Genomic DNA, 24,072 nt, shown 5'->3' with positions numbered 1-24,072 from the left:
AACTCACCACCTTGATAAGAAGTAACATGGGCTGTTAACGTTATCGCGTTCGCGAAGCGAGAGGCGTCTCACGGTCTGAAACGGCACGTATCCCGGGAAATCCGTTTCAGTAAATGAGGCTAACAGCGCAGCAGCCGTTCGGGTGTATATGGCCCGATCACTCACCGACGGCGAACGGATCGAGCGGTTTCAAACCGACGTACACGGAGACGTGATCCGCCCCGATGACGCCGAGTACGACGATGCCCGCGCGGTCTGGAACGGGATGATCGACAAGTATCCGGCGCTGATTGCCCGCTGTAGAGGCACGGCGGACGTCATTCGTGCAGTGGACTTCGCCCGCGAGAACGGCCTCCGTGTGGCTGTTCGTGGAGGCGGGCATAACGTCGCGGGCACGGCCGTCTGCGACGACGGACTCGTGATCGACCTCTCGGAAATGAGGGGCGTCCGGGTAGACCCTGACGAGCGAACCGCGTGGGTACAGGGCGGTGCCACCTGGGCCGATGTCGACCACGAAACCCAAGCGTTCGGCTTGGCGACGCCCGGCGGCGTCGTCTCAGAGACGGGCGTCGCGGGACTCACCCTCGGCGGCGGCATCGGACATCTCCGGTGTGAGTACGGGCTTACCTGTGACAACCTCCGCTCGGCGGACGTCGTCACCGCGGACGGTCGGTACCTGACGGCCAGCGCTGACGGCAACGAGGAGCTGTTCTGGGGGCTTCGTGGCGGCGGAGGCGGCCTCGGGGTCGTGACGGGCTTCGAGTTCGAACTCCACCCGGTCGGGCCGGCAGTGGCGACCTGTTTCGTCCTCTATCCGGGGGAGCGAGCGACCGAGTGTCTGCGGGCGTACCGCGAGTACGCCTCTGAGGCACCCGACGAGGTCACCACGCTCTCGTCAATCGGCGTGATGCCAGACGAGGAGCAGTTCCCCGAAGACGTGGCGGACGACCTCAAGATCGGCTTTCTGGGGTGTTACGCGGGATCTCCCGAAAGAGGTGAAGAGGCGCTTGCACCGTTGCGGGAACTCGGCGAACCGATCGCCGACTTCAGCGCGACGTTGCCCTACGCCGAGTTCCAGCGGATGCTCGACGAAGACTATCCGGATGGGATGCGATACTACTGGAAATCGCTCTATCTGGATGGGCTCACCGAGTCAGCCATCGACCGGATCTGCTACTGGGCGGAGACCGCGCCGTCGTCGCTCTCGACCGTCGACGTCTGGGAGCTGGGTGGTGCAGTCGCGGCCGTCGACCTCACAGAGAGTGCGTTCGCCGGCCGGCACGTGCCGTTCCTCCTCGGGATCGAGGCGAACTGGGAAGGTCCCGCGAACGACGACGCAAACGTCGGGTGGGTGCGCGATTGCGTCGCCGACATGCGGCAGTTTTCGGACGGCTCGTTCTACCTGAACTTTCCGGGCTTTTTCGAAGGTGGCGAAGCCGCACTGGAGACCACGTTTGGACCGGCTTACGAGCGGTTGGTCGCGTTGAAGAACGAGTACGATCCGGAGGGTCTGTTCGACCTGAATCGGGACGCCAACCACACCGATTGAACGCGGCCAGAGTCGATCGATTCTGCTCGCGTTTGCCGACTCTATTTTCGAGGAGAGACGAGCAAACCGTAGAAAGCCACGGGTGTTGTTTCCCACAGTACCTGCGCCCTACCGCCTCTAGCAGCCAACTAGTCATTAGCGCACGCCGGCTAGTGGAATCAACCGAGTTAATGGTACTCGTTTTCAACCAGGCCACGGAGACGGCCGATACAGGGGCGGGTTCCGACGTTTCCGGGGACGGTTCCGACGATCCGGTTACCTGGCTGACTCAATGGGTTCTCCTGTACGGGGATCGGCGGGTGCTCACACTCGTCACCATGATCGTCATTCTGTCGGCGTTGCTGGTCGTCGGAACCGTCTGGGAGTTCGAGGTACAACGGCTCGTCACCGAGACGCGAGCGGTCCAGACCCTGTTCAACACGCTGCTCGGCGGGATCATCCTCTTCGTCTCGGTCGTGCTCTCGATCAACACTGCGGCCCTCGCCCAAGAGTTCGCTCCGCTCCAGGTCAAACTGGCACGCATCGAGGACTCCATCGATTTCCAGATCGAACTGGAGGAACTCGTGGACGAGGGCGTCAGTCCGGCCGGGCTACAGCCGTTCCTCGAGTACGTTATCGGAGCGATCAGCGCCGAAACGGAATCGCTCCGGACCTCCGAGAACGCTACCGGAGACGAGCGGGCCAGGGCGGACCTGCTAGCTTTCGTCGACGAGATCGACACCCAACTGTCGCTGATCGAGAACCGCATCGGGAGAACGAACTCACAGGTCTCTATCGTCCTGTTGAGCACTCTCGAGTACCCCTACGCCCGCCACATCAACGTGACTCGCCGCCTGAAGTCCGTTCACGGGGCGGAACTCACGGAATCGGATCACGATTCGCTCGTGACGCTGCTTCAGGTGCTCACGGTCCTCGCGTCCGGTCGAGAGTACTTCACGACGCTGTATTTCAAACGGGAGCTCCGGAACCTGTCGAGTAGCCTCCTCGTGCCCTCGCTCCCGGTCATCGTCTTCACGGCGTACGTTCTGCTCGCGATCGATGCCGGACTGTTCCCGCAATCGACGCTCCCCGGGCTCGGGTCGCGGCTCCTCTACGTCAACCTCGCGTTCGTTATCGCGCTCTCCCCGTACGTCCTCCTCAGTTCGTACATGCTTCGCATCCTCACCGTCTCGAAACACTCCCTCGAATCGACCGTGTTCACCCTCCATTCCGATGGCGAACTGGAGTTCGACGGGTGATCGCGGATGGACGACGACACCGACACGGAGACCGACGACGACGTGGGCGATACCATCGGGCAGGACGTCTCCGAACTGAGCGCCGTTCTCGGCGATGCCTACCGCGGCGAACTGGATCGCGAGACCACCTGGCGCTCGCGGCTCGATCAAACGACGACCTGGAGCGTGACGATGATGGCCGCGATCCTCACCTGGGCGTTCTCGAGTCCCGACAATCCCCACTACATCGTCCTCGTCGGCGTCCTTGTCGCGACGCTGTTCCTGTTCATCGAGGCCCGACGGTATCGGGATTACGACGTCTATCGCTCACGAGTCAGGGTCTTTCAGCAGAACCTGATCGCGACGACCCTCGATCCGGCACAGGAACTCGAGCACGGCGACTGGCGCGAGAAACTCGCCGCGGACTATCGCAACCCGACGGTGAAGATCACGCTCCTCGAGGCGGTCGAAAACCGACTCCGGCGCATCTATCTCGCGCTGATCAGCGTTCTGCTGCTCGCCTGGCTCTTTCGAATCACCGCGTACACGCCTGACACGGGCTTTCTCGAGACGGCGTCGATCGGGACGCTGTCGGGCCCGTTCGTTCTCGGTATCGTCGGCGGCTTCTATCTGGGGCTCGTCGCGATCGTCCTGCGACGGACCGAACGCGAGGCGAAGGGCGAATTCGAGGAGGAAGCGATCGGCGAGTGGAAGGACTCGAACGATTGAGGACCGGGATCAGTGGGGTGTTCGATCGGGATCGGCCGAGTCGGGACTGGTCGGAACGTCCCTCGGTCGCATAATGCTGGACTCCGCTGAGCGAGAAGCTTCACATGGGGCCCGCGGGTCCGAACGCGACCTCGACGATCGTGTGCGTGTGTATGTGTTGAACACGCACGCGTTCCGGCCGGATTGGCCGCGTACGCAACACCAAGGGCCGAGGGTCCGACTACGACCAGCAACGAACGATCCGTGTCCAACACAGTCTACTCGATCGGGCGGCACGCGAAGACGGTGGCGAGGGAACTCTGGTCGGACGGGCGGGGGTGGATCCTGGTCGCCGTGGGCGTCGGCTGGGCGCTCTCGATCGGGGTCAGGTTCGTCTATCCCGTCCTCGTCCCTGCCCTCCAGACCGACTTCGGGATCGGGCTGAGCACGACCGGCCTGCTGTTGACGCTGCTGTGGGCGGCGTACGCCGTCGGGCACGTCCCGGGCGGGATCCTCGGCGACCGGGTCGGGGAGGGGAACGTCGTGGTCCTCAGTACGGTCGTCTCGGCCGGCGCGGTGATCGTCGTTGCGACGGCCGTGACCGTCCCGATGCTGTTCGCGGGCACTATCGCGTTCGGCCTCGCGACCGCGCTGTACGGCCCGACGCGCTTCACCATCTTCACCGACATCTATTCGGACCGGGCCGGGTCGGCGATCGGGCTCACGATGGCGGCGGGCAACGTCGGCAACACCGTCTTCCCGGTCGTCGCGGCCGCCATCGCATCGTACACCGTCTGGCGGGTCGGAATCGGAGCGTTCGCCCCGCTGTTCGCCCTCGTCGCCGTGGCGCTTTTCGTCGTGGTTCCGAAGCGGACGTCGGGCGAGTCGAGCGCGGTCGACGAGTTCTCGCGAGACGTGCTGGTTCGCATCAAACGCGGGATCAGCCGCGATTCGATCCCGACGGTCGTGCTCGTGCAGGTCACCGTCTCGTTCGTGATACAGGGGTTCTCCTCGTTTTACCCGACGTACCTCACCGTCTCGAAGGGGCTGTCGCCGCAGGTCGCGGCGGCGCTGTTCGGGCTGTTCTTCGCGGTCGGGGCCGTGATCCAGCCCGTCTCCGGGAGCCTGCTCGACCGGTTCGGAACCCGCCCGACGCTCGCGCTCTCGCTCGGGGGGTGCGTCGTGGCGCTGTGGCTGTTGCCGTTCGTTCACGGGCTCGCCGGGCTCGTCGCGCTGACGGTTCTCGTCAGCGCGTGGAACGGCTGCGGCGTCGCCACGCAGACGTACATCGCGAGCTCGCTGCCCGAGGACATGCAGGGAACCGGGTTGGGGACGCTGAAGGCGAGCTGGATGCTGGTCGCGGCGAGCTCGCCGCTGCTTATCGGTCTGCTCGCCGACTACGGCTCGTTCGATGAGGGGTTCCTGCTGCTGGCCGCCGTCGGAACGGCCGGGTTGGTCCTCACGCTGACGCGGCTATAAACACGGGGCGACGATCGTCGGAGCCACCGACCGCCAGCCGAGCGGGGCTCGGGTCGACGACGCTCCTCGAAAAACCGACTCGAGGCTGAGTCAGGACTCGTCTTCGTCTTCCTCGTCGTCCTCGTCGTCGGGCTCTTCCTCCTCCTCATCATCCGGCTCTTCCTCTTCGTCCTCTTCTTCCTCCTCCTCATCATCCGGCTCTTCCTCTTCGTCCTCTTCTTCCTCTTCGTCCTCTTCTTCCTCTTCGTCTTCGTCCTCTTCTTCCTCTTCGTCTTCGTCCTCTTCTTCCTCCTCCTCCTCGTCGTCCGGCTCTTCGTCTTCGTCCTCTTCTTCCTCTTCGTCTTCGTCCTCTTCTTCCTCTTCGTCTTCGTCCTCTTCTTCCTCGTCGTCCGGCTCTTCCTCCTCTTCCTCGTCAGTCGGATCGCTCGTATCCTCGACCGGCGCGTAGATCCCGTCTTGGGTCAGCTCGGTGTCGATCGTTCCGTCCGCGTCGAACGCGTCGACGACGGTCCATTCTCCGTCCTCGTACCGCCACAGTTCGACGACGTCCCCGGCGACGTCGCCCTCGTCGTACGACAGGACCACGTCGGCCGTGTCGACGTCGAGGACCTCGACCCCGTCGCCGACCGCAACCACGTCGTCGGGCAGCGTAGGGAAGTCATCACGGTCGATGGCATCGAGCGAGACCCCTTGGTCGCTGAACGCGAACACGGCCGCGTCGCCGATCCCCAGATCCGACGCCGTGTGCTGTGAACTACCCTGGGTCTCGACCTGTAAGCCGTCGTTGCGGCGGATGAGCACGTCGTCGAACTCCAGGTCGTTCGCCGATACCCAAACGCCTGCTCCGTCGTTGTCCTCGATCACCGCGTCACGGAGCGTGTCGTCGCCGTCGACCGCAGACAGCCCCGGTCCACCGTTTCCGGCGATGGTCAGGTCGGTGAACGTGCTCCCCACCACGTCTTCGCCCATCCTGATCCCGACATCGTCGTTGTCAGTTGCCGTGAGCCCGGTGTACTCGCCGTTCCCGACCTCGCTAAGGTAGATCCCGTCCCTGCCGTTCTCGGTGGCGGTGACGTTCTCGGCCACGGGGTCGTTCGTCTCCCACACTAAGACACCGTAATTGCCGTTCCCGGACGCCGTGACGTTCCGGAGCGTCGACCCGCTCGCGGAGTACAAGAAGACGCCAAGCTCGTTGTCGGTCGCCGTCACGTCCTCGAGAGTGGCCTGAACAGGCCAGTCCAGCAGGTCGGAGCCGAAACTGATCCCGTCCCCGAACCCTTCCACGTCGAGGTCGCGGACCGTCACGTCCTCGACCCGATCGTCGAGCTCGCCGACGAAGACGCCGACTCCCTCGCCCTCGCCGCTGATCGTGTATCCGTTCCCGTCGAGACGCACGTCCCCCGATCGGATCCAGATACAGGCGTCGACGTCGGGTCCGCCGAACCTCTCGCCGTCGTCGGTGATGTCGTTGACGATCTCGTAGTCCCCCGGTTCATCGATTATCGTACAGCCGTCGATGGTGCCATCGTCCGTCGCCGCTTCGACGGTCAAGCGACCGGTCGCGGAGTCGTCGTCGGTGAAGACGCCGTGTTCGTACTCGCCCGGCTCGAGGTCTTCGGTATCCACGTCCTCGAACGTGACCGTTTCGTCGTCGCCTCCTTCCAGCTCGAGTTCGCGATCCGCCACGACCTCGTCGTCGATCCGCAGCTCGACGTCCTGCGTTCCGGCCTCCTCGCCGACGTTCTCGATCCGCGCGGAGACGTCGATCAGGTCGCCCTGAGCCACGGTCACCTCATCGGGGTCGAGATCCGAGACGGTGAATCCGGACGGTGTCCGAACTCTGAGTTGGCCGGTTGCGGAGTCGTCGTCGGTGAAGACGCCGTGTTCGTACTCGCCCGGGTCGAGGTCCTCGGTGTCGACGTCCTCGAACGTGACCGTCTCGTCGTCGCCTCCGCCCAGTTCGAGTTCACGCTCCGCTACGACCTCGTCATCGATCCGCAGCTCGACGTCCTGCGACCCGGCCTCCTCCCCGACGTTCTCGATCCGCGCGGAGACGTCGATCAGGTCGCCCCGGCTCACGGTCACGTCGTCCGGGTCGAGCTCCGAGACGGCGAACTCGGGCGGTGTTCGGATCCGGAGTCGACCGGTTTCGGAGTCGTCCTCGGTGAAGACGCCGTGTTCGTACTCGCCGGGCTCGAGGTCCTCGGTGTCGACGTCCTCGAACGTGACGGTTCGGGAGTCGCCGCCGGACAGCCGCAGGGTCCGGCTCGAAACCAGCTCGTCGTCGATCCGCAGCTCGACGCTCTGTCTCCCCCTCGCCTCCCCGACGTTCTCGATCCGCGCGGAGACGTCGATCAGGTCGCCCCGGCTCACGGTCACGTCGTCCGGGTCGAGCTCCGAGACAATGAACTCCGGCGGCCGCAGGACGGTGAGCGTTCCCGTCGTCGAGTCGTCCTCGGTGAAGACGCCGTGTTCGTACTCGCCGGGCTCGAGGTCCTCGGTGTCCACGTCCTGAAACCGGACGGTTCGCGCCCGTCGACAGCCGAGTTCGACGTCCCGTTCGGCGATGACCTCGCCGTCGATCCGGAGCTGCACCGTCTGCGTGGCCGTCACGTCGCCGAGGTTTTCGATCCGCGCGGAGACGTCGATCCAGTCCCCGCGGACGACGGTCGGGTTCCGCGGGCGGAGCGACGAAGCGGTGAACTCCGCGGGGACGGGTTCGATCTCGGTGTCCGTGCCGCGCTCGAACCCGCGGATCTGTCCGCGGATCTCTCCCTCGGGGTTGTGTGCGGTGTGGACGGTGACGTGGAAGCCGGCGGGCTCGGTGAGGATAGCCTCCGCGAGGTCGGGGTCGTCGACGAGCCCGCCCTGTATCAACGGGGTCTCCGGAGTGGTCGTCAACGGGTCGCCGTCACCGCTCCCGTCGGGCTCCGCCGTGTACTCGAACAGGGTCGCGACGATCTCTCCGTCCTCCCCTCGGCCCCCTTCACGAACGTGCGCCTGGGTGAGACACTGTGCGTCCTCGACGACGACGTCGAACAGGAGCGTCCCCTCCTCGCCCGGGGTGACGTGTACACAGCCGCCCGCCGTCGTCTCGACGCCCGCTTGGTCCCCCGAGAGGACGGCGACGTGTGCCTCGCTGGCGTCGGCCGGCACCCACTCGTTCGTCACCTGCTCGTTCGACACGCTCTCGCTCGACGCGTCCTCGCTCGACACGCCCTCGTCCGGATCGTTGCTTTCCGGCTCCCCGGCGGCGTTCGAGCCGAGCGCGCTCACCCCCGCGCCGGTCGCGATCCCTCCCATGACGGTCCGGCGTCGATACGTGTTCTCCTCCGCTGACGGATCGTTCGGTTCGTTTGACATCGCGGTCGCGGTACGTGGACCGGTCGGTTAGCTATAGAGTCGCTATCGAACCCCCGTTCGAGTAACGCATGCTTTCGAAACCGCGTGGCGAAAGCCGCGTCGAGTTCGGTGACCGTACTCGCGGCCACGCAAGGCGATACGTCCACCGGCGACCGCCCCGTCGATCGACTGACTGGACGGTGTTGGATCGGCTTACCGGCCGTCGGACCGATCGGCGGGTCAACGGAGGGGGCGTGGGTCGGTTGGGTCGGCGCAGAGACGTTGTCGGTGCAGAGACGTTGGTCGGGGCGAGGGCGTCGATCCGACGTGGGGGCGTCGATCCGACGTGGGGGCGTCGATCCGACGTGGGGGCGTCGATCCGACGTACCGGTCGTCAGGACGACCGACGCAGCCGGTATCCGAGGACGCCGACGCCGACCAACAGCCCGAGCACGAACAGGACCCAGACCGGCGAGAGTCCGGTCGAAACGGATGCCTCGGCCGGCTCCGGCTCGGACGTCGAGGGGCCGTCGTCCGCGTCGTCGACCGCGAAGGACAGCTCGTGGGTCGCCGTGTTCCCGGCGCGGTCGGCGACGGTGAGGACCGCCTCGTGGCTCGTTCCGACGTCGACGGCGAAGGTGTGTTCGGCACTCTCGCTCGTGATCCGGCTGTTCGAGTCGTCGGTGACGTCCGTCCCGTCGACGGCGATCGTGACGGACCCGACGTCGACGCCGGTGAGGTCGTCCTCGTACTCGAAGCGGAGCGTCACCGCGTCGGTGTCGGCGTCGAGCGTCGCCCCGTCGTCCGGCGAGGTCGCCGTCACCGTCGGCGGCTCCTCGTCCGGAACGAGGGCTCCGTACGTCGAAAAGCCCGTGACGTCGGCCACGAGGAAGTCCGTTCCGTCGGCCACCTCGTGGGTCGTCTCGACGGCGTTCCACTCGCCCGTGGCGTCGTCGTAGTGGTGGAGCTGTGCGTCCGCCGCGCTCGTGCCGGGGGCGAGCGCGCTTCCGTCGACCGCCATCGAAACCGTCGCCTCCTCGAGGTGGTGGGCGAGGAAGTCGTCGAGCTCGGCGGTCAGGAAACCGACGCCGACGGCGGACCCGTCGAGGTCCGCGTTCACGGTCGATTCGGAGACCGCCAGGAACAGCTCCTCCTCGATCGCCCGCCGAGCGTCATCGGCCACGTCGAACTCGATCGTGGTGCCGGTCACCTGGTTGACGATCCGCCCGTCCGCGATCGTGAAGTCGGTGTTGACGACGACCGACGCGGTGTCGTGCCCGTCGTTGCCGGCCAGGTCGGTCCCCTCGACGGTGACGGCGTACTCGCCGGACTCCTCGAACTCGAGGGTCCCCACGAACGCGGCCGTCGCCGTCCCGTCCGGGTTCACCTCGGCCATCGTCACCGAACCGATCGACCCGTCGGGGGCCTCGACCGTGACGGTCGGAGGCTCGGCGAGCGGCTCGTCGCTCGCGACGGCGACCGTCGCGTCCTCGCGGTCCACGTCCTCGATCGCCGCCGCCATCGACGGACCGTGCCGGTCGATCACGAGCACCTCGTCCGCGACGCCCGTGCCGACGTGTCCGAGCGCGTCGACGGCCTCGACGGACACCTCGTACTCCCCGTCGTCGGGGATCTCGTCGAGGTCGACGGTCGCGGCCCAGTCGTCGCCCGCGACGTGTGTCGCGTCGAACTCGGCGGTGAACGTCGTCGCCAGCGAGTCGACGACGAGCGTCACCTCGTCGATCGCGTGATCGGAGTCGACCGCGACGTCGACGGGAACGTCCGTCCCCGCGTACACCTTGTCGACGTCGTCCTCGGGGTCGTACATCGTCGTCGCCCCGTGGATCGCCGTCACGCCCGGATCGACCGTCGCCTCGACGATCGTCACCGTACCGGCGTTCGTGCCGGCCAGCGAGAGGTCGTACGTCCCGGGCTCGTCGCCGACGAAGGTGACGTTGGTTCCGCCGAGGAGGTACGTCCCCGGCGGTACCGTCACCGGGTCGGTGGCGACGACTTCGCCGTCGACCGCGAGCTCGACTTCGAGCACGCCGGGGATGTTCCCAGCGTTGTGTAGGCTACCGATCACGTAGGTCTCCTCGCCGACGGCCGCCTCGACGTTCGAGGCGGACGCGGCGATCACCGAGACGTCGGCGTAGATGTCCTCGACGTCGACCCACCCGGCGTTTCGGTCGCCGAGTTGGAGGTCGTACGTGCCGGGAAGCGTCGGTTCGAACGTGACGTTGAGCGCGCCGAGGTGGTAATAACCCGGCGACAGCGTCACTTCTTGGCTGCCGACAACGGTCGTCTCGCCCGTCTCCTGGTGTGTCGCGGTCAGCTCGATCTCCTCGGTTCCCTCGACGTTGCCCGACTGGTAGACCGATCCGATCACGTACGTCTCCTCGCCCAGCGTGATGTCGACGTCCGAGGTGGAGGCGGCGATGACTTGAATGTCCGTCTCAGCGGGCTCGACGTCGACGATGCCGGCGTCGCGGTCGCCGAGCTCGAGTTCGTACGTCCCGGGCTCGTCGGGCGCAAACGTGACGTTGAGCGCGCCGAGGTGGTAATAACCCGGCGACAGCGTCACTTCCTGGCTCCCGACGACGGTCGTCTCGCCGGTCCCCTGGTGCGTCGCCGTCAGCTCGATCTCCTGGGTTCCCTCGACGTTCCCGGCCTGGTAGACCGACCCGATCACGTACGTCTCCTCGCCCTCTATCAGCTCGACCTCCGAGGTGGAGGCGGCGATCACTTGGACGTCGGAGATGGCCGGCTCGACGTCCACCCACCCGGCGTTGGTGCCACCGAGCTCGAGGTCGTAGTGACCGGGCTCGTCGGGCGCGAAGGTGATGTTGATCGCACCGAGATGGTAATAACCCGGTGACAGCGTCACCTCCTGGCTGCCGACGACGTGCGTTTCGCCGGTCTCGTTGTGGGTCGCCGTCAGCTCGATCTCCTGGGTTCCCTCGACGTTCCCGGCCTGGTAGACCGACCCGATCACGTACGTCTCCTCGCCCTCTATCAGCTCGACGTCCGAGGTGGAGGCGGCGATGACTTGGATGTCGGAGACGGCCGGCTCGACGTCGACGATGCCCGCGTCGCGGTCGCCGAGCGTCAGGTCGTACGTCCCGGGCTCGTCGGGCGCGAAGGTGATGTTGAGCGCGCCGAGGTGGTAATAGCCCGGCGACAGCGTCACTTCCTGGCTGCCGACGACGTGCGTTTCCCCGGTTCCCTGATGTGTCGCCGTCAGCTCAATCTCCTCGGTTCCCTCGACGTTCCCGCCCTGATACACGGAACCGATCACGTACGCCTCGTCGACGCCCTGCACGAGCTCCGTCTCGGAGGTGGAGGCGGCGATGACGGTGATGTCGGTGAACGCCTCCTCGACGGCGACCATGCCGGCGTCGCGGTCGCCGAGCGTCAGGTCGTACGTCCCGGGCTCGTCGGGTGCGAAGGTGATGTTGATCGCGCCGAGGTGGTAATAGCCCGGGCTCAGCGTCACCTCTTGGCTCCCGACGACGGTCGCTTCACCGGTTCCCTGATGCGTCGCCGTCAGCTCGATCGCTTCCGTTCCCGTCACGTTCCCGGCCTGGTAGACCGACCCGATCACGTACGTCTCCTCGCCCTCTATCAGCTCGACGTCCGACACCGACGCGGCGATGACCTGAATGTCCGTCTCAGCGGGCTCGACGTCCACCCACCCGGCGTTACGGTCGCCGAGCTCGAGGTCGTAGTGACCGGGCTCGTCGGGTGCAAACGTGACGTTGATCGCACCGAGGTGGTAATAACCCGGTGACAGCGTCACCTCCTGGCTGCCGACGACGTGCGTTTCACCCGTCTCGCTGTGGGTCGCGGTCAGCTCGATCTCCTCGGTCCCCTCGACGTTCCCGGCCTGGTAGATCGATCCGATCACGTACGTCTCCTCGCCCTGTTTGATCTCCACGTCGCTGGTGGAGGCGGCGATGACTTGGATGTCGGAGACGGCCGGCTCGACGTCCACCCACCCGGCGTTGGTGCCACCGAGCTCGAGGTCGTAGTGGCCGGGCTCGTCGGGTGCAAACGTGACGTTGATCGCACCGAGGTGGTAATAGCCCGGTGACAGCGTCACCTCCTGGCTCCCGACGACGTGCGTTTCGCCCGTCTCGTTGTGGGTCGCGATCAGCTCGATCTCCTCGGTCCCCTCGACGTTGCCCGACTGATAGATCGATCCGATCACGTACGTCTCCTCCCCCTCGATCAGCTCGACGTCCGAGGTGGAGGCGGCAATGACCTGTATGTCGGTCTCGGCCGGCTCGACGTCCACCCACCCGGCGTTGCGGTCGCCGAGTTGGAGGTCGTAGTGACCGGGCTCGTCGGGCGCGAAGGTGATGTTGATCGCACCGAGGTGGTAATAGCCCGGGCTAAGCGTCACCTCTTGGCTGCCGACGACGTGCGTTTCCCCGGTTTCGTTGTGGGTCGCGGTGAGCTCTATCTCCTCGGTTCCCTCGACGTTCCCGCCCTGATACACGGACCCGATCACGTACGTCTCCTCCCCCTCGATCAGCTCGACGTCCGAGGTGGAGGCGGCGATGACCTGAACGTCCGTCTCGGCCGGCTCGACGTCCACCCACCCGGCGCTTCGGCTGCCGAGTTGGAGGTCGTAGTAGCCCGGATCCGGCCCCCACGTGACGTTGATCGCACCGAGGTGATAGAAGCCCGGGCTAAGCGTCACCTCTTGGCTGCCGACCACGTCAGTCACCTCCTCGCCGTCGACCGTGCGGGTCGCCCTGAGCTCGATCGTCTCGGTGCCCTCGACGTTGCCCGCCTGGTAGATCGACCCGATCACGGACGTGGTTTCGCCCTCGACGATCTCCACGTCGCTGGTGGAGGCGGCGATCACCTGGATGTCGGAGACGGCCGGCTCGACGTCCACCCACCCGGCGTTGCGGTCGCCGAGTTGGAGGTCGTAGTGACCGGGCTCGTCGGGCGCGAAGGTGATATTGATCGCACCGAGGTGGTAATAGCCCGGTGACAGCGTCACTTCTTGGCTCCCGACGACGGTCGTCTCGCCCGTCTCGTTGTGAGTCGCCCTGAGCTCGATCTCCTCGGTTCCCTCCATCGTGCCGGCCTGGTAGACCGACCCGATCACGTACGTCTCCTCGCCCTCGACGAGTTCGGTGTCGGCGGTCGACGCGGCGATCACCTGAATGTCCGTGTAGGAGGCGTCGAGTTCGACGGTGTCGACGGTGAGGAGGTTCAATCGGAGGTCGACGTCGATCGACTCACCGCTCTCCGGGAGATCGGCGGTCGTCGGCGTCCACTGCAGCTCCACGGCCCCTCGTTCGATGCCGGGATCCAGAGAGACGACGGTCGAGTCGACGACCTCGCCGCCCACGTCGAGCTCTATCGTCTCGTTTCCGGCGACGCCACCGCTGTTGTAGAGGTCACCGACCACGGTCACCGTCTCGCCCGGCGCGACCGACTCCCGGTCGGCCTCCCCGCCGAAGACGACGATCGACGCCGGATCGGCCTCAGTGACCGTGACGGTTCCCGCGTCGACGCCGTCGACGGAGACGTCGTACGTCCCCGGCTCCGCGAAGGCGTGCGTCGTCTCGATCGCCCGCGTCTCGTTCGCGCCGATCTCGACCGACTGCTCCCCGACGGGCTCCCCGTCGACCGCCAGCGTGACGGTCCCGATCCCCGCGACGGGGGCCTCGTTCGTGACGGTCACCGTCACGGTGACCGGTTCGCCGACGGACGTGTCCGCCGGGGCGACGCTCGCCGACCCGACCGCGAGGTCGACCGCCGCGTCGCCGACGACCACGTCGACGGTGTCGCTCCCGTCGCCGGCCCGGACCTCGAGTGCGTGTGTGCCGACGTCGCCGGACTCGGTTTCCCACGAGAGGGTGACGGTCGCCGACGCGCCGGCGTCGAGCGAGACGTCCGCCGAGTCGACGGCCTCCTCGTCGAGCCGGAGCTCGACCGTCCCCGAGCCGTCCGCGTCGCCGACGTTCTCGACGGTCGCCGTCACGTCGAGCGTGTCGCCCGCGACGACCGGCGACGCCGCGTCGTCGATCGAGACGGCGAACGATGCCGGATCGAGTTCCGGTTCGGGATCCGGTGACGGCGACGGAGAGGGAGAGGGAGAGGGCGACGGGCTGGGCGAGGACTCGCCGTCCGGCTCACCGACGACGACGGTCCGCGTCGTCGTCTCGTAGAACACCGACGGGATCTCGACCAGTAGCTGGACGTCGTACGTCCCTGCCTCGGCGTAGGTATGCTCGATGGTCGGATCGCTCGACACCTCGAACTCGCCGTCTCCGGTGAAGTCCCACCCGTACGACACGCGACCCTCCGGGACCGTCGACTCGGTGGCGTCGAACGTGACCGCGTCGCCGGCGACCGGATCCGCGGGCGTGTACGCGAACTCGACGTCGCTCACTTCCGTCAGTTCGATGTCGAGAGTCGTCGTCTCGTCCTCGACGATCGACACGCCCTCGACGGTCGTGGGCGCGTGTCGAGCCGAGTCGGCCGTGACGTCGTACGTCCCGGGAGCCAACTCGAGCTCGTAGGTGCCGCCGAAGTCGGTGGTCGTGCTCCACTCCTCGCCGGAGTCCGGATCGGTGGCGGTGACGGCCGCGTTCCAGATCCCCCCGCCCGTGCCGCCGTCGAGCGTGACGCCGGCGTCAGCCCCGCCGCCGTCGCCGGTCACGACGCCGGCGAGCGTTCCCGGCTCGGGTTCGGGCTCGAGGTCGACGTCCACCGTCGTCGTCCCGTCCTCGGCTATCTCGACGCCCTCGACCGTCGACGACAGGTAACCCTCCGCGTTGACGACCAGTTCGTACGAGCCGGTCGGGAGCGTGAACCCGTACGACCCGTCGGCGCTCGTGTCGTCGATGTCTCCGTATCCGCTCTCGTCGAAGACCAACACTTCCGCCCCGTCGAGGGGCTCGCCCTCGCCGCTGACGGTGCCGCCGAGCGTCCCCGTCTCGAACGGTTCGGGGTCGGTTTCGCCGAAGACGCCGAACGTCGAGAAGTCGGAGATCCCGTGTGCGAACACGTACTGCTCGTCCGTGTCGTAGCCCGAGAAGTACGGTTCGTCGGCCGGCGCGTGCCACGCACCGTCGTAGCGCCAGACCCGGAGCGAGGACTCCTGGACGCCGCCCAGGTCGGCCGGGTCGTACGCGATCCGGAGGTGTTCGAGCGTTCCGGTCGCACTCGTGTCCGTGACCTCGACGTAGCTCCCGAGCGGCTCCACGCCGGCCGGTAGCTCCGCCGGCTCGTCGGCCGCGGAGAGCCGGACGTCGTGACCGTATCCCGAAACGATCGCGTCGCCGAGCGCGACGGACTCGAAGCGGTTCTCGGCCGCGTCGCCGAGGTCGATCCCGACGCCGACGTCGCTCAGGGCCGCGTCGACCACGGCGTTATCGGAGCCACCCTGCATGGAGACGCCGGCCCCGCTCACGTCGTGGACGGTGACCGCGGAGAGGGTGTTGTTCGTCGCCTCGTTGGCGACCCGTACCCCCGTTCCCGTGACGTTCGACACCGAGACGTCCGTGAGCACGTTGTCCGCGCCGCCGGCCTGCACACCGCTCGCCATGCCCGTCGAAACCGTGACGGCGGTCCCGGAGCCGTCTCGAACCGCGAGCCCCGTCACCGTCGTCCGCTCGCCGAGGAGCGTCAACCCGCCTTGGCTGTCCGAGACCTCGACGTTCTCGAAGGTGTTTCCGACGTTGCTGTCGGGGCCGACGTGGATCACGTTCCCGCTCCCCTTGACGACGGTGACGTCGGAGAAGGCGTTCCCACCCGACCGGCTCGGGAGGTTCAACGCGGATCCGCTGTTGTTCGAGAGCAGGAGGTCACGGAACTCGTTGTCCGCGGCGACGCTCAGCTGGATCCCGCTCCCGTCGTTGTCCGCGGCGACGACCGATTCGAAGACGTTGTTGGCGGCCGCGGGGCTCCCCCGAAAGTCGCCGGCCACGAAGATCCCGGTTCCGTCGTTCGCGGTCGCGGTGACGTCGACCAGTTCGTTCCCGTTGCTCTGACTGATCCGGATGCCGTTCCAGCCGTTACCGGACGCCTCGACCCCGTCGAAGGAGTCGCCGTTCGAGGACTCGAGGGTCAGCCCGTATCGGTCGTTGTCGTTCACGACGACGTCCCGGAAGCTGTTCCCCGACGAGCCGCCGGCGGTGTAGATCCCGGCGGCGCTCGAATCGGAGCGCACGCCGACGAACTGGTTGTTCGTCGCTCCCCACGAGAGCTGGATCGCCCCGGGGGAGGACCCGCCGCCGCTCCGCTCGTTGTCGTAGGCCGTGACGTCGATAAAGGAGTTCTCCGTGGTCGTCGAGTAGAGTCCTGACCCGAGAACGAGCCCGCGGTTCTCGTTGTGTCGCGTCGTCAGGTCCGTGACCTCGTTGCCACGTGCGTCGCCGAGGGTGAACCCAGCGTTGTTGTGTTCCGTGACGACGCCGGTGACTTCGCCGTCGTTCGCGTCGCTGAACCGGATGCCGATGTCCCAGCCGGTGACCGTGAGGTTTCGGAGGGCCGTTTCGTCGGCGGTCTCGAGGTGGACCCCGTACCGAGTGTCGTCGCTCTCGAACCGCTCGCCGTCGATCCGGAACCCGTCGACGATGACGCGGTCCGTCTCGACGACGGCGAGCCCGACGGCTTCACCGGAGTCTCCGTCAGGCGCGAGCGTTGCACCGTCGGCGGCGACGATCTCGATCCCGGCCGTTCCGATCGTGAGCGTCTCCGCGTACGTTCCGGGCGCGACACAGATCGTGTCGCCGGCGGACGCGTCGTCGACGGCGGCCTGGATCGACTCGCCGTCCGCGACGTGTACGTCACAGCGCTCCGTCGGCTCGGCCGCCACGGCCGTCCCGATCCCGCCGGCAGCCACGACGGACGTTACCATCAGTACCGAAAACAGGACCGCGAAAACCTTCGTCCGGAGATCCCGTCGCGTCGTTCGGAAACCAACCCCTACCATAGCTCTGAGATGGGGTAGGGGGAGATAATCTCATCTCCTGAACGGGGTTCACCTCGTGAACTCGATCCTGAAGCGCGTCGACGACCGGTAAGACGCTCCTACGACCCACTGACAACGTTTGAGACGGTGGAATACCGGCTGGTGGAACCGGGGTGAGCCGAAAGCGCTATATGGCGATTGCGCACACACGACGAACGAGTAGATGGACCCCATGGACCCGTCCCGCTCCGACGGCCCCGAACTCGACCTCCTGCTCGAGGTCGTCAGACGGGGATCCGCCTTCGAGGCGTTCGAGCGGTCGGTGGCGGATAAACGGGAGCTCGCGGCGGCGCTCTCCGTGTCGCGCGCCACCGCCCACCGTATCATCCGCTCGTTCGAGTCCCACGGGTTCATCGCGCGGGCCGATGGGTGCTACGAGCTGACCCCCCTCGGCGAGATCGTCGGCGACGCCGGCCGGCGGTTCCACGAGGACGTCGCCACGGCGGTGGACCTCGAGGTGCTGCTCCGCGCGCTGCCCGACGAGGTCGCCTTCGATCACCGCCTGTTCGCGGACGCCGTCGTCACGCGCGCCACCTACGACGACCCGTACCGACCGATGAAGCGGTTCATCGACCTGTTCGAGGGAGCCCCACGGATCCGGGCGTTCAACAAGAGCTTCCTGGAACCGATGTACATCGACGTCGCCCACGAACAGCTCCTGGCGGGTATGGACGCCGAGATCGTTTACGAGCCGGGCGTGCTCGAGCTCGTCACGGCCGAGTACCCCGACATCGCCGCGGAGGTGTTCGAGCTCGACACGATGGCGTCGTACGTCCACGAGGACCTCCCGATCGCGCTGGCGGTGTTCGACGACCGAGTCGGGCTGGGCGTCCACACCGAGGAGATGGGGACGCCGATCGCCTGGATCGACACCGACGACCCCGACGCGATCGCCTGGGGGATCGACCTCTTCGAACGCTACCGAACGACGGCGACACGACTGGGGTGATCGTGTACATCCGAGCAGCTGCGGGCGACGGGTCGTGTCCGGTCCTTCGGCACCGTCGCGGCGGTCGTCACCCGAGGCTCGACGCCACCTTTTAAACGCGAACGGCTCGGAGCCCGCCTCTCAGCCCAGCTCGACGACGTCCGGCGGATCGGCGTCCGCCCGCGCGGCGAGGAACCGCCGTTCAGCGCGGCCGAGGTCGCGGTCGCGGAAGCGGGCGAGGCCCGCACGGTAGCGCTCTACAGCGTCGGGCTCGTCCGCCTCACGTTCGCTCGCCGCGCGGCCGCGTCCCGATCCGTCGATCAAGGCCCGGTCCGCCGGGCGGGCGGTCGGCCGTTCGAGCACCAGTTCGGCGATCCCCGTCCGCTCGCCGGCGTACGCGAAGCCGACCTTATAAAGCGCCTCGTACGCGAACGGGTTGTTCACCGCGATCGCGACGGAGTCGTACCCGCGACCCGCGAGCCGGGACACGACCCGCGCGATCAGTCGCGGTCCGAAACCCTCCCCACGCCGGGCGGTGTGGACGGTGACGTACCGGAGCCGACAGCGGCTCGGATCGGTCCGGTCGGGCGAGAAGGAGACCGCCGCGAGCACGTCGTCGTCGAACGCGCCCGGGTCGATCCCGTCCGGGAGTGCCTCGTCGGGCTCCCACCCGGGAACCGCGGGGGACCCGTCTTCGGTCCGGAGGACCGCCTTCCTCGGGCCCCCGACGACGAACTTCCCGGCGTACGCGAACGCCCGGTAGTCGAGCCGAAGCGAGGTCCCGTCCCCGGGCCAGCCGACGATCCGAAACTGCATACCGACGGATACGGACCCGGGGAGTAAAGCCCCTCGCCACCGATCGACGACCATGCACGGCGTCGGCGACGTTCGATTCTTCGACCGGATCGCGCCGCTGTACGACCGCGTCATGCCGCCCGCGAGCGGCGAGGCGCTGGCGGCGGGGTTCGACCGCGCGGAGCGACCGATACGCCGGCTCCTCGACGTCGGCGGCGGATCGGGGCGGGCCGCCGCCTCGATCGTCGGCCCCGAGATCACCGTGGTGGACGTCTCGTTCGGCATGCTGGCGCGCGCACGCGAGCAACGCGGACTCCCCGCAGTGGCCGGCGACGCCGGTCGGTTACCGGTGTGTGACGGCGTCGTCGACGCCGTGATGATCGTCGACGCCCTCCATCACCTCCCCGACCGAACGGCGGCGCTCGGCGAAGCCGCGCGGGTCCTCGCGCCGGGCGGGGTGCTGGTCGTGCGCGAGTTCGATCCCGAACACCCGCTCGGGCGTGCCCTCGAGGCCGCCGAACACGCCTTCGGGATGGGGTCGTCGTTCGTCGCGCCCGACGCGTTGGCGGACGAGCTATCCGCAGCCGGGCTGTCGCCGGCGGTCGTCGACCGCGGGTTCGGCTACACGGTCGTCGGCGTCAAACCCGGGACGGGGATGGACGGCGGACGGTGAGCACGTGCGGTCGAGCCGAGACGGTGGCCGACTACTCGAGGGGTGGCGCTCGCTCGCCGGCGCGGACCGTCGTCTCCAGCCAGTTCTCCTCGGGCGGGAGCGGACACGAGAACGTCTCGCTGTACGCACAGAACGGGTTGTACGCGAGGTTGAAGTCGACGGTCACGACGTCGCCGTCGGCCAGCTCCGCCTCGGGCTCGAGTTCCATGTACCGGCCCCGATGATACGACTCCTGGCCGGTCGTCTTGTCGCGGAACGGGACGAAGATCGCGCCCTCCTCGCCCTCCTGACGGTACCCTGAGAGGGCGTACTCCGCGCCGTCGAGCGTGAACGCGAACGTCACCACCCGGAGGTACCTGACGGGGTTGCTCGCGGTCGTCTCCATCTCGACGGGGTCGGGGTCCTCGTGGACGGTGACGGTCGCGTCGACGCGGGAGTCGGCGTCGGGGTCGAAGTAGTCGAGCCCGTCGAACGCGTCGCGTCGTTCGGGCGGGATCGGCGACTGCGGGTGTTCGGCGAAGAACTCGTCCTTCTCCCGGCGGTTCGCCTCCAGCCGGTCGACGTAGTCGCTGGTCATACCGGCCGGAGACGCGCCAGCGGTTTCAGCGGTCCGGTTCGATCGACAGTCGGAACCGCTCGTGGGGACGTGTCCGGAGCCCGCCGGCCGTCGACCTACCCGTCCACGAACCGCTCGCGCTCGCGCCGGGCGAACGCCGTCCCGTACCGCTCGACCAGCGGCTTCGCCGCCTCCCCGAGCGCGCGCATACAGGCGCTCGTCGAGACGTATCCGAGGTCGTCGGCGACGGTCTCCCACGGGTGGCCCTGCAACACCTTCCGGACGAGCAGCCGCTCCTCGCGGGCGTCGAGCCCGTCGAGCCCGCCGTCCGTGAGCGCCGCGATGGCGAGGTCGCGGAACGCGCCGGGAGCCGTGTCGTACATCCCCGGCCCGTACGCCGACCCCACGACGGTCCGCCACGCCGTCTCCGTGAGGTCGACGGCCGGCGGGGCCGGGCACGCCCGGAGCGCGCCGCGTGCGACGTCGGCGTCGACGTCGCGGTGGGCGTCCGAGAGCCCGTCGCGCTCGCGGTCGCGGAAGGCGACGGCGTGTCGGTCGAGCAGGGCCGCGCCCGCGTCGGCGACCGGTCGAAGCATGACCGCGGAGTACTCGCCCGACGAGTCGTTGCGCGTCGTCGAGAGGTGGACGCTCCGGTACCCGGCGCGCCGCCAGAACCGGAGCAGCCGTGGGGTCGCGCCGTACCCGACCGAGAAGTAGTCGATCGCGTCCGCGAACTCGTCGTGGATCCCGTCGAGCAACCGCGACCCGAACCCCGTCCCACGGACCGCGTGGTGGGTCGCGATCCGGACCGTCCGGAGCCCGGACGGCGCGGCGGCGTCCTCGTCACGCAGCTGGCTGGTGAGCACGTCCGGGACCATGTTGCCGCGGACGCGCTCGCCCTCGTACATCGCCCGCCGGGTGTCGGCCGGGAGCCGCCCCTCCCGCGCGAGGAGGGCGACGGCGACGACGTGGCCGTCGGCGACGAGCGCGCGGACGACGAGGTTCGGCGCGTCGAGCAGCCGCGCGAGGTCCGTGGGCTCGGTCCGGTAGTGGGCGGCCACGAGGAGCCCGAACGTCTCCGAGAGCAGGTGGTCGTCCGCGAGCAGGTCGTCGGGAGCGAGCGCGCAATACGCCGCGTCGGCGACGCTCGCCCCCGCGACCGCCTCGTCGACCGCGGGCCGTGCGTCCAACAGGAGCGCCCGGAACGTCCACCCCTCCACCGGGTCGCCCGCGGCGTAGCGGATCGGCTCGTGGAGGCGAATGTCACGGACCCGGTGGTCGCCCTCGTCGAGCCGCTCGCGGAACCGCACGGAGAACCCGCGTCCAGCCCCTTCGTAGCCGTGAACGGTCGTACAGAAGGCGACCGCCGGTGCCGACCGGAGTCGTTCGAGGAGCCGGACCGGCAGGGCCGCCGCCTCGTCGACGATGACACAGCCCGGTCCGCCGGGGCGGGTCACGGCGTCGGCGGCCGCCGCCGGCGGGAGGAACCGCACTCGCCCGCCCGCCGGCGTCGACAGCGTCGTGGGGTCGTCGGAGGCCTGTGTCGTCCGGTCGTCGGAGGCCTGCGTCGTCCGGTCGTCGGCTTCGGGATCCTCGGCGTCGGCGAACGTGCCTCCGTCGCCCCGGGAGACGAGCTCTCTGGCGCGCGCGAACACCTCCGCGGCGTTGCGGAACGCAGGGGCCGTGACGAGAACGTCCACGCCGGCGAGCGCGAGCGCCCCCGCGGCCAGCCCCGCGGCGCTGGACTTCCCGCGGCCGCGGTCGGACTCGACGACCACCGCGTACCCGGGCGTCGAGAGGGACTCGAACGCGCGCAGGGCGCGAGCCTGATCGGCGGTCAGACACGCCGCGTACGCCGCGTCGGGGAAGGCGGCGTTCGCGGGCACGACCGGCGTCGACCGGGGCGTCGCCGCCGGCGGATCGGTGAGCCCGTCGCGCTCGATCGTCGGCTCCGCGTCCCGGCCCCCGAGATCGACGATCGCGACCCCCGGATGTCGCCGGAGCGTCCCGACGAGCCGTTCGCGGAACCGTCCCGTCACGTCGTCGAGGCCGTACGGCGGGACCGCAAGCGACTCGTCGAAGCCGTCGCGGAGGCGTGACCAGCGGTCGAGGTCTGGGGTCAGGAGGACGAGGAGCCCGCCCCCGTCGACCGCGCCGGCGGCCGCCCCGAGCGCGTTCGGCACGAACCGGTCGTGGCAGTCGAGGACGACGACCGCCCGCGTCCGGCCGAGCAGGTCGCCCGCCGCCTGCGGGCGGTGCTCCTCGAACCGGAACCCCTCCCGCTCGGAGACGATCGACACCGCGTCGTCGTCGACGCCGACCGCCGCGACGGCGTCGTACGCCGCGTCGATCCCGCGGGACCGGTCGCCGGCCAGCACGAGGAGCCGCCGTTCGTTCGCTCGTTCGGCCTCCCGTTGCAGCTCGACGGCCAACTCCGCGATCATTGTTCCGGGGTTATCGGGGGCGGGGATGTGTCTTCCCCTCTGTCCGGCCGCTCCGTGATCACCGTCGTCTTTCCGTGGCCGCGCGGGCAGATCTGCGTTCCGTGGTCGCGCGGGCAGATCTGCGTTCCGCGGCCGCGACCACGATCGAAGGCGGGAGGCTTACGGCTTCGGGGGTCCTCGACTGCGGCATGACCACGGTCACGCTCATCGGCAGTCGGCTCGCGGACGTCGGGCGGGAGTTCGTCTACGACGGCGAGTCGCCCGACTGTGCGGGCTGTCCCTATCGGGGACAGTGTCTCAACCTCTCGGAAGGGACCCGCTACCGGATCACCGGGATCCGGGAGAACGCACAGACGCTCGACTGTGCCGTCCACGACGCCGGCGTCCGCGCCGTCGAGGTCGAGCCCGCCCCCGTGCCCGCGAACGTCCCCTCCAAACGGGCGTACGCCGGCAGCAAAGCCTCGCTCGCCGGTCCCTGCCCGCACACGGACTGCCCGAGCCACCAGTACTGCGTGCCGGACGGTGCCGACTTCGGGGACGAGCGCGTCATCGACCAGGTGTTGGGCGACCCGCCGCACGACCACTGCCCCCTGGGACGTGACCTGACGCTGGTGAAGTTCAGGGCCGAACGGGAGCGGCAGCGGTAGAACTCGGAACGCCGCGGCCGCTACCGGCTCTGCCGCCCCTTCGTCTGTCGATAGTCGCGGCTCAACACGTTTTCGTGCATGTGGTCGACGAAGGCGGCCGCCCGCTCGTCGGTCAGGTCGTCGGGCGCGACCATCGGCACGATCTCGAACCCGCGCCCGCGGATCGTCGTCGCGTGCTCCGCCTCGACGTCGAACGACTCCGGCCGCCGGGTCGTGTACTCGACGGCCAGCGCCCGGAGCGGTCGCTCGCCGACGGGGACGAGTATCTGCGGGTTTATCATCCGGATCTCCGCGTTCAAGAAGGGTTCACAGGTCTCGATCTCCCGGTCCGTCGGCTCGCGATCGGGGTGTCGACAGCGCGTCAGGTTGGTGAAAAACACGTTCTGGACGTCCGGCTCCGCGGCGTCGGGCGGCGATCGGACGAACCCGAGCTCGCCGAACACCGCCTGGATGCGCTCGCCGCCGCCCGGACCGGTGAAGGGGATTCCGTGTCGTTCGGCGGCAGCCGTGGGCGACGTGCCGACCACGAGGAACTCCGCGCCGACGTCGCCGTAGCCGTGGACGACCCGCTCGCGGGGGCCGCACAGCTCGGGGCAGTTCTCACAGTCGGCGTCCATCGCGAACGGGTTCTCGAACTCGTGTTGGTGGGCGTCCACGGTCCCGTATGGGGCCACGACGCCCTAAACGTCTCGCCTTCGGACGCGGGGGCGGGTGGTCGCCAACGCAAGCCGGG

General features: G+C 68.1%; 13 protein-coding genes. 7 read left to right on the top strand and 6 right to left on the bottom strand.

From position 1 onward, the window contains the following. Positions 1–148: 148 nt before the first annotated feature. The 4 genes from GRS48_RS04080 to GRS48_RS04065 all read left to right on the top strand — a co-directional run bounded on the left by GRS48_RS04080 (position 149) and on the right by GRS48_RS04065 (position 4,953). Positions 149–1,549 (top strand): FAD-binding oxidoreductase, encoded by a 1,401-nt coding sequence (locus tag GRS48_RS04080; RefSeq protein WP_159483800.1) that lies wholly within the window; start codon positions 149–151, stop codon positions 1,547–1,549. A 299-nt stretch (positions 1,550–1,848) separates the two neighbouring features. After that, on the top strand, positions 1,849–2,787 hold the full coding sequence (locus GRS48_RS04075; protein WP_321168287.1) for a hypothetical protein: 939 nt from the start codon (positions 1,849–1,851) through the stop codon (positions 2,785–2,787). Between the two features lie 6 nt (positions 2,788–2,793). Beyond that, positions 2,794–3,495, top strand: a complete 702-nt coding sequence (locus tag GRS48_RS04070) for a DUF2270 domain-containing protein (protein ID WP_159483798.1) — start codon at positions 2,794–2,796, stop codon at positions 3,493–3,495. 243 nt (positions 3,496–3,738) lie between these two features. After that, positions 3,739–4,953 carry an MFS transporter gene (locus GRS48_RS04065; protein ID WP_200840199.1) on the top strand — a complete coding sequence of 405 codons (1,215 nt, stop codon included), beginning with the start codon at positions 3,739–3,741 and terminating at the stop codon, positions 4,951–4,953. A 90-nt stretch (positions 4,954–5,043) separates the two neighbouring features. On the opposite strand, the gene GRS48_RS04060 is transcribed toward GRS48_RS04065, so the two are convergent. Then, positions 5,044–8,316: a right-handed parallel beta-helix repeat-containing protein gene (locus GRS48_RS04060; RefSeq protein WP_159483793.1), complete on the bottom strand. Its 3,273-nt coding sequence runs from the start codon at positions 8,314–8,316 to the stop codon at positions 5,044–5,046. A 373-nt stretch (positions 8,317–8,689) separates the two neighbouring features. After that, the gene (locus GRS48_RS04055; RefSeq protein WP_159483791.1) at positions 8,690–17,182 is read right to left on the bottom strand and encodes a carboxypeptidase regulatory-like domain-containing protein; all 8,493 of its coding nucleotides are present in this window, start codon (positions 17,180–17,182) and stop codon (positions 8,690–8,692) included. A 277-nt stretch (positions 17,183–17,459) separates the two neighbouring features. Here GRS48_RS04055 and GRS48_RS04050 point away from each other — a divergent pair, with 277 nt between their 5' ends. After that, positions 17,460–18,245: a winged helix-turn-helix domain-containing protein gene (locus tag GRS48_RS04050; protein WP_159483789.1), complete on the top strand. Its 786-nt coding sequence runs from the start codon at positions 17,460–17,462 to the stop codon at positions 18,243–18,245. Between the two features lie 120 nt (positions 18,246–18,365). Here GRS48_RS04050 and GRS48_RS04045 read toward each other — a convergent pair whose 3' ends face one another. After that, entirely contained in the window at positions 18,366–19,040 is a 675-nt protein-coding gene (locus tag GRS48_RS04045) for a GNAT family N-acetyltransferase (protein WP_159483787.1), read from the bottom strand. Between the two features lie 52 nt (positions 19,041–19,092). On the opposite strand from GRS48_RS04045, the gene GRS48_RS04040 reads away from it, so the two are divergent. After that, positions 19,093–19,692, top strand: coding sequence for a class I SAM-dependent methyltransferase (locus GRS48_RS04040; RefSeq protein WP_159483785.1), 600 nt, complete (start codon positions 19,093–19,095; stop codon positions 19,690–19,692). Between the two features lie 31 nt (positions 19,693–19,723). Here GRS48_RS04040 and GRS48_RS04035 read toward each other — a convergent pair whose 3' ends face one another. Together GRS48_RS04035 and tmcA are read right to left on the bottom strand one after the other, a co-directional pair. After that, the gene (locus GRS48_RS04035; protein ID WP_159483783.1) at positions 19,724–20,269 is read right to left on the bottom strand and encodes a DUF1684 domain-containing protein; all 546 of its coding nucleotides are present in this window, start codon (positions 20,267–20,269) and stop codon (positions 19,724–19,726) included. 95 nt (positions 20,270–20,364) lie between these two features. After that, positions 20,365–22,692, bottom strand: coding sequence for a tRNA(Met) cytidine acetyltransferase TmcA (gene tmcA, locus GRS48_RS04030; RefSeq protein WP_159483781.1), 2,328 nt, complete (start codon positions 22,690–22,692; stop codon positions 20,365–20,367). Positions 22,693–22,880: 188 nt separating this feature from the next. Here tmcA and GRS48_RS04025 point away from each other — a divergent pair, with 188 nt between their 5' ends. After that, the gene (locus GRS48_RS04025; protein WP_159483779.1) at positions 22,881–23,339 is read left to right on the top strand and encodes a UPF0179 family protein; all 459 of its coding nucleotides are present in this window, start codon (positions 22,881–22,883) and stop codon (positions 23,337–23,339) included. A 20-nt stretch (positions 23,340–23,359) separates the two neighbouring features. Here GRS48_RS04025 and GRS48_RS04020 read toward each other — a convergent pair whose 3' ends face one another. Then, positions 23,360–23,995: a uracil-DNA glycosylase gene (locus GRS48_RS04020; protein WP_321168286.1), complete on the bottom strand. Its 636-nt coding sequence runs from the start codon at positions 23,993–23,995 to the stop codon at positions 23,360–23,362. Positions 23,996–24,072: the final 77 nt, after the last annotated feature.

This window comes from Halorubrum sp. JWXQ-INN 858, from assembly GCF_009806985.1.
In the GTDB taxonomy this organism is placed as follows: Archaea; Halobacteriota; Halobacteria; order Halobacteriales; family Haloferacaceae; genus Halorubrum.
This window is presented reverse-complemented; position numbering and strand designations above follow the sequence as displayed.